This window comes from Kurthia sp. Dielmo (genome assembly GCF_000307285.2).
Taxonomy (GTDB): Bacteria; Bacillota; Bacilli; order Bacillales_A; family Planococcaceae; genus Kurthia; species Kurthia populi.
Map to the genome: position 1 here is coordinate 369,937 of NZ_HE578957.1, position 8,755 is coordinate 378,691.

The 8,755-nt window shown below is 37.3% G+C and carries 16 protein-coding genes and 2 riboswitches; of the genes, 4 read left to right on the forward strand and 12 right to left on the reverse strand.

What is annotated here, in order from left to right:
- Positions 1-47: 47 nt before the first annotated feature.
- Positions 48-126, reverse strand: a riboswitch (glycine riboswitch).
- Between the two features lie 3 nt (positions 127-129).
- A riboswitch (glycine riboswitch) is annotated at positions 130-221 on the reverse strand.
- Between the two features lie 126 nt (positions 222-347).
- From KTHG_RS06720 to comGA, 8 genes are all read right to left on the reverse strand, one after another.
- Positions 348-860 (reverse strand): shikimate kinase, encoded by a 513-nt coding sequence (locus tag KTHG_RS06720; RefSeq protein ID WP_126990272.1) that lies wholly within the window; start codon positions 858-860, stop codon positions 348-350.
- Between the two features lie 127 nt (positions 861-987).
- Positions 988-1,161 carry a hypothetical protein gene (locus tag KTHG_RS21115; protein ID WP_186439515.1) on the reverse strand — a complete coding sequence of 58 codons (174 nt, stop codon included), beginning with the start codon at positions 1,159-1,161 and terminating at the stop codon, positions 988-990.
- 37 nt (positions 1,162-1,198) lie between these two features.
- On the reverse strand, positions 1,199-1,486 hold the full coding sequence (locus tag KTHG_RS21120) for a competence type IV pilus minor pilin ComGF (RefSeq protein ID WP_186439516.1): 288 nt from the start codon (positions 1,484-1,486) through the stop codon (positions 1,199-1,201).
- Between the two features lie 664 nt (positions 1,487-2,150).
- On the reverse strand, positions 2,151-2,375 hold the full coding sequence (locus KTHG_RS06730) for a pilus assembly FimT family protein (protein WP_186439517.1): 225 nt from the start codon (positions 2,373-2,375) through the stop codon (positions 2,151-2,153).
- Positions 2,365-2,670, reverse strand: coding sequence for a competence type IV pilus major pilin ComGC (comGC, locus tag KTHG_RS06735; protein ID WP_126990275.1), 306 nt, complete (start codon positions 2,668-2,670; stop codon positions 2,365-2,367). The genes KTHG_RS06730 and comGC overlap by 11 nt, the downstream gene beginning before the upstream one ends.
- Before the next feature lie 15 nt (positions 2,671-2,685).
- Positions 2,686-3,264: a type II secretion system F family protein gene (locus tag KTHG_RS21785; protein WP_255512399.1), complete on the reverse strand. Its 579-nt coding sequence runs from the start codon at positions 3,262-3,264 to the stop codon at positions 2,686-2,688.
- Positions 3,261-3,761 carry a type II secretion system F family protein gene (locus KTHG_RS21790; protein WP_255512400.1) on the reverse strand — a complete coding sequence of 167 codons (501 nt, stop codon included), beginning with the start codon at positions 3,759-3,761 and terminating at the stop codon, positions 3,261-3,263. The genes KTHG_RS21785 and KTHG_RS21790 overlap by 4 nt, the downstream gene beginning before the upstream one ends.
- The gene (gene comGA, locus KTHG_RS06745) at positions 3,727-4,749 is read right to left on the reverse strand and encodes a competence type IV pilus ATPase ComGA (RefSeq protein ID WP_370362750.1); all 1,023 of its coding nucleotides are present in this window, start codon (positions 4,747-4,749) and stop codon (positions 3,727-3,729) included. Before comGA ends, KTHG_RS21790 begins: the two co-directional genes overlap by 35 nt.
- A gap of 228 nt (positions 4,750-4,977) precedes the next feature.
- On the opposite strand from comGA, the gene KTHG_RS06750 reads away from it, so the two are divergent.
- The gene (locus KTHG_RS06750; protein WP_139992357.1) at positions 4,978-5,673 is read left to right on the forward strand and encodes a helix-turn-helix transcriptional regulator; all 696 of its coding nucleotides are present in this window, start codon (positions 4,978-4,980) and stop codon (positions 5,671-5,673) included.
- A gap of 290 nt (positions 5,674-5,963) precedes the next feature.
- On the opposite strand, the gene KTHG_RS06755 is transcribed toward KTHG_RS06750, so the two are convergent.
- The 4 genes from KTHG_RS06755 to rpmG form a co-directional block, all read right to left on the reverse strand.
- Positions 5,964-6,602 (reverse strand): MBL fold metallo-hydrolase, encoded by a 639-nt coding sequence (locus KTHG_RS06755; RefSeq protein ID WP_126990278.1) that lies wholly within the window; start codon positions 6,600-6,602, stop codon positions 5,964-5,966.
- Between the two features lie 134 nt (positions 6,603-6,736).
- Positions 6,737-6,976 (reverse strand): YqgQ family protein, encoded by a 240-nt coding sequence (locus tag KTHG_RS06760; RefSeq protein ID WP_126990279.1) that lies wholly within the window; start codon positions 6,974-6,976, stop codon positions 6,737-6,739.
- On the reverse strand, positions 6,969-7,559 hold the full coding sequence (locus tag KTHG_RS06765) for a 5-formyltetrahydrofolate cyclo-ligase (RefSeq protein ID WP_139992359.1): 591 nt from the start codon (positions 7,557-7,559) through the stop codon (positions 6,969-6,971). Before KTHG_RS06765 ends, KTHG_RS06760 begins: the two co-directional genes overlap by 8 nt.
- Positions 7,560-7,617: 58 nt before the next feature.
- A complete protein-coding gene (gene rpmG, locus KTHG_RS06770) occupies positions 7,618-7,767 on the reverse strand; it encodes a 50S ribosomal protein L33 (protein WP_126990281.1) in 150 nt (49 codons plus the stop codon).
- A gap of 185 nt (positions 7,768-7,952) precedes the next feature.
- Here rpmG and KTHG_RS06775 point away from each other — a divergent pair, with 185 nt between their 5' ends.
- From KTHG_RS06775 to KTHG_RS06785, 3 genes are read left to right on the forward strand one after another with little or no spacing between them, the layout of a single operon-like run.
- Entirely contained in the window at positions 7,953-8,309 is a 357-nt protein-coding gene (locus tag KTHG_RS06775) for a helix-turn-helix domain-containing protein (protein ID WP_139992361.1), read from the forward strand.
- Positions 8,306-8,593: a hypothetical protein gene (locus KTHG_RS06780; RefSeq protein ID WP_139992363.1), complete on the forward strand. Its 288-nt coding sequence runs from the start codon at positions 8,306-8,308 to the stop codon at positions 8,591-8,593. Before KTHG_RS06775 ends, KTHG_RS06780 begins: the two co-directional genes overlap by 4 nt.
- Positions 8,575-8,748, forward strand: a complete 174-nt coding sequence (locus KTHG_RS06785; RefSeq protein WP_186439518.1) for an endolytic transglycosylase MltG — start codon at positions 8,575-8,577, stop codon at positions 8,746-8,748. The genes KTHG_RS06780 and KTHG_RS06785 overlap by 19 nt, the downstream gene beginning before the upstream one ends.
- Positions 8,749-8,755: the final 7 nt, after the last annotated feature.

Below are 8,755 nucleotides of genomic sequence, written 5' to 3' on the forward strand. Positions count from 1 at the left end.
CCTTGTTTTCAAAAAAAACAGAGAAATCCCTTATAATTAAAGGATTTCTCTGTCCATGCACCTGAAAGTTTAACCAGAAAACTGGCTGTCATCGTGGGTGGCTACCCGAAGTAGCGCTCTCCAGAGTTGCGTCCAATACGAGTCTTTTTGCCTGAGAGATTCATAGTTTCCCATTTGCTCCTTCGGCGACACAGTCAAGTGTTCTCTCCCCATATCTTCATCCGCTTCCATTATGATCATGTAGTATTACAGGATTTCTTGTCTATATCCTAACATTCACAATTCATTCTTGCAATATAATTCGTTAAATATTTTAAATACGAACAATTTAAATATTTTAAACTTAATCATTCGCCTTTTAAACGATTTACTTGGAAGCCACAATACTCAACAATTTGTCTCAACGAACGATTTTCCGTTCGTACTGAGATGTGCGTGCACTGCTTATAATATTTTCTGCGCTCGTGGTACAAATCTTCTAATTCTTGTTTCGTTGATCGTTGAACAATTGGACGATTTTTATCCTTGTGGATACGTTTCCAAATGTCTGGGAAAGTAGCATCTAAAAATAATACTAAGCCTGTTTCTCGCATGATTTTACGGTTTTTTGGGTTCATCGCAACGCCACCACCTGTGGCAATGATACAAAATTCATCACGAAAATCCATTAAAAATTCTGTTTCAATTTTTCGAAAAGCTTCTTCTCCCTTTTGTTCAAAGATTTCCGGTATAGTCATCTTTTCTCTACGAACAATTTCTGTATCCATGTCGTAGTAAGGTAACTTTAAAAAATAACTAAGTCTTCTGCCAATGGCACTTTTTCCAGAGCCCATAAAACCGACCAAATAAATTTTACGCACATTTTCACCTTCTTAATGACGACAAACAACACTGTTGCTACTCAACACTATTTTTATTTATAGTAGCATGAACATCTCCGGATTCCAACGATATTCTCTAATATATCATGAAAAAGAAGGGAATTTTTTACGGTTTATTTTGCAAATCTGTAACTGTTACAACCTCTTCATCCCTTTGCCGCATAATAAACATCCGTTTTTCAATGCGCTGCTGTTCCAAATAACGATAGTTTTCAATCGTATTTAAATACGTTGTATACGATAAAACCATTATGGTGACATAGAGCGTTGTCATCATCAAAAAGAAAAAACTAATTAGAAATAACGACCCCTGCTCATTAGCTAGTATTCGGTAAAATGATGATTGCCTCTCTATTCTGTTCGGCACGCAAAAATTGAATTTGTACATACAATTTATCCTCTTCTACTTTAAAATTTATCGTCTTTACATTCGTCAACAGCACAACATGACCTCCCGCTTTTTCAAATGTTGAATACACAATATGGTCACGGAATATAATACGATTTTCCTCCCCTTTATTTTGATGGAAATAAACGATATTCTGTGCATCACTGTCAACTTGAACCGTCGTGCTCTCTTCTATATTTTTTGACAGAATGGTCACAAATCGTTCCCATAACATATTTTCGGGAATAATATATGATTGTAATTTTGCAATGAAAGGTGAAAATACGAGTATCATATTTAAGCACAACATTAAAATGGACAACTGCAATAGCGCATCTAATAACGTATAGCCTCTGTCACCTAGAAATTTCGAAGCAAATATCTTTTTGCTGCTGAAACACCTCATATTCTACGCACATCCTTTTTTCATTGCCATGCCAAAAGTAGCTTTCTCCATTATAGGTGACTTTATTACTCATCAACGTCGGCTGTTTTTTCTGCTCAAGTAATGCATTGTAAGCAATTCGATGTGCATGATAATTACGTTCAACTGTATGGACCTGTTGCATCATCGTAATAAAAAGGGGAAACAGCGTCCCAAAAACAAGTAAACAAACGGCTAAGCTAAATAACGCTTCAATAACTGAAGTTCCTCGCTCCTGCTTTAGTATCGTTCTAATTTTGGTACCCCCTCCCCGATATATAAGATGATTCTGTATTTTTTCTGATCAGCTTGAAAGTGAATTTGTTTTGATTCACTCGCGGCTCCGCTATTATTAAAAGTAAGTTTATTCATGCCACTTGAGATTAATTTCATTTGTTTTGGTAACGCCATTTCTTTCATAACAATATTACCGTTATAAACTTCATAATAAAGTTGATTATTTTTTGTCTTTTGTCATAAATAAAATCGAACTTTTTACATTTGTCCGTTCCGCAAGGCTTTGTACATATTGAATATCTTTCAAGATTTGTTCCATATATAAATCAGATTCGTGAATCGTCCATTGGCGATAGCCAAATTGTGTCGTCACAAGTAAAATCATTAAAATAATGGTTAGTACGAGAAGCATTTCAATGAATGTAAAACCTTTGCTACTTCGCAACACCTACCACCCCATCAATAAAGGTGATTTGTTTTCCCTTACAACTTCGTTCATCCGAGCCCTTTGTCAAGTAACCCTTCGTTTCTAACTCGCCAATTGACGCTGGATACACACCTTCATCAATCCGATAAGCCTCCACCTGTCCTTGTGCCATTTTAAGATATGCATTACACCCTTTTTCATCTACTGTAGCGAAATGCTTTGTGACATTTGGAATCGCAATCAAAATAAGCACTGTAATAATAAACAACACAATCAACATTTCAATTAATGTAAAACCTTTTTCATTTTTCAATGTCTTTATTCCTCCTTATACAAAATCAATCATTTGATACATCGGTAATAAAATGGCTAAATAGGCACCTAAAATACAAACTGCAATTAGGCAAAAAAACAACGGCTGTACAATGCCAAGCAACCGATTAACGAGCTGCTGTTGTTTTGTTGCAATCAATTCCCCGTACATAATAAGTTCACGACCTAAATTCCCGCCTCTCTCTCCGTGCATAATACAACTAGCAAAATCGCGCTGAAAATACGGTACTTCTTTTACTGCTTCTGACAATAATTGTCCTCGTAAAATAAACGTATACAAATGCGTAGCCAAATAACGAATATATGGCTGATAGGTTTGTTGCTTTAAAATGGTCAACGCATCTTGTAGCGACAAGCCACTCGTCAGTAATGTGCCAATTTCTTCTGCTAGTTGCTTTGTAAACATTAATTGAAAAAATAGCCTTAGTGGATAAATGCGATAAATAAACGAAAGTTGTACTGCTACATCACGTCTTGAGCCGATTATGACCGCTCCTGCAATCGCTACAGCCACTATGCTAAATAGCGCAATAAAAACATCTGGTAAATGTAATAAAAGCCTTGATACGGTCAATTCAATCCATGTTTTATGACTAGTCGTCGTAGAAAACATGGTCGACATTTGTGGTAAAAAAACTGGCGAAAGCCAATGAGAAGAAAAACGAGAAGAAAAAAAAGGGTGAATGGATAGGTTAATAATTTAAGCATCATCTGGTTATTTTTTGTTTGGCGGTCCATCTGTGCTGCAACATGCTCTAATGCATGATGAAATTCACCACGCTGTTCTGCTAATTGCAGTGTTAATAAATAGCGCGAGGATACACCAAAGTAAAAAAAGACCGTCGTCATCGGATGCCCTTCTTTTAATAAATTCTTTATATGTGCCAAAGATATTTCTTCATTTGTCATATGATGGGGCGCTAGCATATGCAGTGAATCATAAAAGGTATAGCCTTCTGATAGTAATTTAGCGAGTTTCCCTAAAAAGGCATTTGGTTGCTTCAGGCGTTTTTTACTGCGTTGTCTAGTACGCCACTCACTGTAAATTAGTGGTGCAGAGAATTCGACCATCTCGTATACCCCTTTCATATTGTCCTTGTAATGTTTCGTCATACGGCAGCTGAAATGAATGCCCCGTATCCGCTAACACTTCGTGAATTTTTTGTTCATCTAAAATTTCAAATAAAGCACGAACATTTTGCTGTTTCTCATCTTTTATTGGCACAAGCCGCTGCGCAATAATCGCTAACAAGGTTTGACGTAAATCCTCTTTTGAAATACCTAAATCGAGTAAACGATAAATACAGCCTACTGAATCTTTTGCATGTATCGTACTAAAAACGAGATGCCCTGTCAGAGCCGCCTCTATCGCTATTTTAGCTGTTACTTTATCTCGAATTTCACCAATCATCATCACATCAGGAGAATGTCGTAAAATTGCTTTTAAGCCGACCTCATATGTAACGCCAGCACGTTCATTCACTTGCACTTGTAGTAAATGGGCTTGTGGATGCTCTACAGGATCCTCTAGTGAAATCACCTGTTTTTGCTCTGCTACGGCACATTGCTGTACGAGAGAATACAGCGTCGTTGATTTTCCAGAGCCTGTCGGACCGGTCATAAATACCAACCCTTGTCTTCTTTTAGGTAATTCATATAATGTGGCAATACTTTGCTCGAACACGCCTAGCTCATCAAGTAATTTTGCCTCGTGATGATACATCATACGTAAAATTAAACTTTCATGTGAAAAAGCAGAAGGTAATGTAGAAACGCGACATGCGAAGCGCTCCTGCTCTAAATCCATTTGAAAGGCCCCACTTTGTGGCTTTCGTTGATCGCCAATATCTAACGCAGCTTCAAACTTAAAGAATGAAATAAAGCGCGTCGCTAGTGGAATCGTCATCTCATTCATATGGAAAAGTTGATGAAATTTCCGAAAATAAACGTCATATCGTTCTCTATTCGGCAAAAAGAGAACATCACTCGCCTGAAATAACATGGCTTGCTGCAATAACTGCTTGGCTTGTTGTTCAATTTGCTGTTCGATGATGCTCAACCTCCTCAATTATTATTATAATGAGTATACGAGCTTCCGTTTTTTTTAAAAAGTGCTTGTTCGATCTTTAAAAAACAGACTTTTTTAGTACATACTATTTTAAAAACAAGGAGGATTTTCATGCCATTTTTTAAAAACCCTAGGATTTTTGAGACGTTTTAGAAATTACTATGCTTATTTAGGTCGTTTGTTCTATAATGAAAGTAACAATGATGGAGGTGCATTCAAATGATCGATCCTTTAAAAATTACTAGCACACTCGCAGATGAAACGAGATACTCAATTTACCAGCATATTATTAAACAAAAAGAAGCGTTCTCTGTTCAAGAAATTGCCGATGTTTTCCATATACATCCCAATGTTGCGCGGTTACATTTAAGAAAACTAACAGATATTGGTGTTTTAAATGCGGAATTTGAAAAAACAGGGAAAGGTGGTCGTCCTGGCCGTCTTTATAAAGCAACAGACGAAGGTGTAGCATTATCCTTCCCATATCGCGATGACCGTCAATTAATGGACTGGCTGCTTGATATTCTAAGTGCATGTGGCCCTGATGCAATCGAAGTAGGGAAAAAAATCTGCTACCGTAAAGGGATGGAATCGATTCAGGAAACACTTCAAAATCGCCGTCTCTCTATGGCCAATTTAAAGCTTGAACAAAAAGTTGATTTAATTACAGAAACTGCTTCTCTTGTTGGCTATATTCCAATTATTCGTGATACGGCCGACGGAAAAACAATGAAATTCACCGTTTATAACTGTCCTTTCCATAATGGCATCGCCAAACATAGTAATTTTATTTGCGACTTACATGAAGCCTTTTTAAAAGGCCAATTTGAAGCTTTATTTGATGTCACAGAATTTACACAAGTAGAAAGTATGGTTCATGACTGCAAATTCTGCTCGTATCATGTCGGTATTTAAGGTATTAGCCTCGTTGAAAAATTTCAGCGGGGCTTTTTTATTTATAACGCGCATTAAAATCTATTATTTTTTGAGGTTTTTCAATTAACACTATTGACATAGTGTTAACGTCATCTTATAATAATTCTCGTAGCTTAACTTTATCCCTCCCATTTTATATGGTGAGAAAACATCCCCTAGATGAAGATATTTGCACATATCTTCCAAGTTGAAGAGGCATCCATCGCCTCTTTTTTTATGCCGTTTTTTGCAAACAAAAAAGGAGAGCATTTGCCCTCCTTCACTAACTATTAAAAACCATTTAAAAATGGATTACTTTCCATTTCTTCAAATACAGTCGTTGCTTCACCATGCCCTGGATAAATTATCATATCCTCATCAAGTGATAATAATTTTTCATCAATGGATTGCACCAAAACCTTCATATTACCATCAAGTAAATCCGTACGACCAATACTTCCTTTGAATAATGTATCTCCTACAATTGCAAAGCCCTGGTCCTCAAAGACAAACGATACACTTCCTGGAGAATGGCCTGGTGTATGGCGTACATCAAATGTGAAGGAACCAATCGTCATATTCCCCTCTTTTGAAAAGAATTCATCCGCATCATGCGCCGTAACATCCGGAATTTCACGATATTTCCCTGAGCCATTTAACGAAGGGCTCCCTAACCATTTTGCTTCGTTTTTATGCACATACACTGGAATCGTAAATGCTGTGCGTATATCATCTACAGCGCCAATATGATCAAAATGGGCATGTGTTAATAAAATAGCGACTGGCTTTAAATTTGCTTTGCGCAATTCTTTTATTAATTGCTCCCCTTGATCACCTGGATCAATAATTAATGTTTCCTTATTTGCATTTGAAATAAAGTAACAGTTCTCCTGTACTAATCCTACAACATAGCGTCGAATATTATACATTTCTCTCACCTCTTGCTCATTATAACGGCAGACTAACACAACTGCCACTTTATGCCATATAAAAAAACTGTTCAATCAACAAATCGCCCACATGTTTATTATAAACATCGTCGCGACTCATCGATTCAAACAGTTTATTGTCGGTAACCTTCTTTTTCTAAGCGCAGTTCCTCTGCCCGTAAAATATGGCGTGCCTTTTGATATTCTCGAACATCTAAAATGCCCGCTTCGTATAATTCCTTAATATCTGCTTCCATCATACGCAGGTCGCCAATACGGTTTTTCGTATAGACAAATGTGCCAAATCGTTTTAAATATTGTCGGATGTCTTGCATATTTTCAATTTGATCAATGTCGATGACGCGTTTAGCCATGTGTTTCTTCCTTTCGTACTTGCTTACAATGAATCCATTCAAGCTCTGTCAAAATACTATCTATAGGATAATCATACGTATCTTTTGGTACTTTTGCAACCATCTGAGCCGCAAAGCAAAATGCCACCGTTTCTCCTTTGTACTGTGGCAAATAGCGGTCGTAATAACCGCCTCCATAACCAATGCGGTAGCCTACTTTATCAAAAACAACCCCTGGTACAACAAGTAAATCGATGTCCTGCGGTGTGACATATTGCGTACGCGCTGGAACAGGCTCTAAAAGCGCCATATAGACCGTTTCTAACTCCTCAAAATTGTTAAAAATATAAAAGTCCATTTCATGCGTTTCTGGCTTACAGCGTGGCACAGCGACCTTTTTCCCCATTGACCATAACGTTTGAATAAGCGTGCGTGTCTCAACTTCTGGAAATGCTGATACCGTTAAGCCAATAATTGCTGCTCGCTGCACTGCCTCGCTTTCTAAAAAACGCTGTTGAATTTGTTGTGACCATCCCTCATATGTAGCAGCATCAAGTTGTTTTAAAAACTGTTGTGTTTGTTTGCGCAAATCTTTCTTCTCCATTATAATCCCCCTTAAAATAGAAAAAGCCAGTCTCAAAGGAGGCTGGCAAGAAGCGTGATTACTTAGTTTCACGGTGAAGTGTCATTTTGTTATCACGAGAGCAATATTTTTTTAGTTCTAAACGTTCCGGATTGTTACGTTTGTTTTTCTTAGTAATGTAGTTACGTTCACCACATTCTGTGCAAGCTAATGTAAGATTAACGCGCATTGTGTTATCCCTCCCACTCGTTATATTTTTTTAGTGAGCATGATTTATACGACTAGCCCATTATATCATATTGGTTAAAAAAATCTACAAGTATTTCGTTTTTTTATGTTACAATGTAGTCAATTAGCATAATTAGCTTTTTTTAGTTAATTTGCGCTAGATACTACATATTGGAGTGATGAAGTTTGGATTTATCGATTATCTTAATGGGCGCAGGTATCCTCGTAATCATCGTGTCATTGTTTATGAGTCGCTCAAAAACTATGGACGAAGACACCGAGGACATCTCTGTCACATTATACAAAGAAACCTCCCAAATCAAACGGCGCTTAAAAGTAATTGAAGAAGAATTATTACTTGAACAACCTACCTTTAAAGCCCCTTCATCAAAACCCGCTACATCAGGCATTCACCAAATTTTAGTTAGCCAAGTACTTGCATTGCATAAACAAGGGTATACGATTTCACAAATTGTCGAACGCTCTTCTCTTACACCACAGCAAATCGAAAAAATTATTGCTACGGGAGGAAAACTATTATGAGTGCTTCACTTCGCTCCTTTGGCATTGGCCTTTTCGTTGCTGGCGCAGCACTTGGTATGGTGCAGCTCACATCGAAAGAAAGTCCTGACACGCAACAGAGCGTGAAAGACACGTCAACAACTGCTACCACTGTCAAAACGCTTGAAAAAGAAAATGCCGCACTAAAAAAAGAACTTACGGCACTTGAAAAAAACTTAAAAAGCAGCAGCAAAAACAGCCAGCAAAAAAAGCAACAGCAACTTATACATTACATATTGAAATGGGTATGGGGACAACTGAAATAACGAATACGTTACAAAAGGATGGCATCATTTCCGATGCGCGTGAATTTGAACAATATATTATCGATCAAGGTCAGGCTACTCGATTGCAAAACGGCTCGTTTACACTTCAAAAAGATATGAGCTACGCCGCTATTTTAAAGGCATTGACGAAGTAAATAAAAA

Excerpts from the sequence above, each read along its gene's own strand:
- KTHG_RS06785 (WP_186439518.1), top strand. The coding sequence starts at position 8,575 with ATGGGGACAACTGAAATAACGAATACGTTACAAAAGGATGGCATCATT.
- KTHG_RS06765 (WP_139992359.1), bottom strand. The coding sequence starts at position 7,559 with ATGGAGAAGAAAGATTTGCGCAAACAAACACAACAGTTTTTAAAACAA.
- KTHG_RS06760 (WP_126990279.1), bottom strand. The coding sequence starts at position 6,976 with ATGGCTAAACGCGTCATCGACATTGATCAAATTGAAAATATGCAAGAC.
- KTHG_RS21790 (WP_255512400.1), bottom strand. The coding sequence starts at position 3,761 with ATGGTCGAATTCTCTGCACCACTAATTTACAGTGAGTGGCGTACTAGA.
- KTHG_RS06750 (WP_139992357.1), top strand. The coding sequence starts at position 4,978 with ATGATCGATCCTTTAAAAATTACTAGCACACTCGCAGATGAAACGAGA.
- KTHG_RS06780 (WP_139992363.1), top strand. The coding sequence starts at position 8,306 with ATGAGTGCTTCACTTCGCTCCTTTGGCATTGGCCTTTTCGTTGCTGGC.
- KTHG_RS06755 (WP_126990278.1), bottom strand. The coding sequence starts at position 6,602 with ATGTATAATATTCGACGCTATGTTGTAGGATTAGTACAGGAGAACTGT.
- rpmG (WP_126990281.1), bottom strand. The coding sequence starts at position 7,767 with ATGCGCGTTAATCTTACATTAGCTTGCACAGAATGTGGTGAACGTAAC.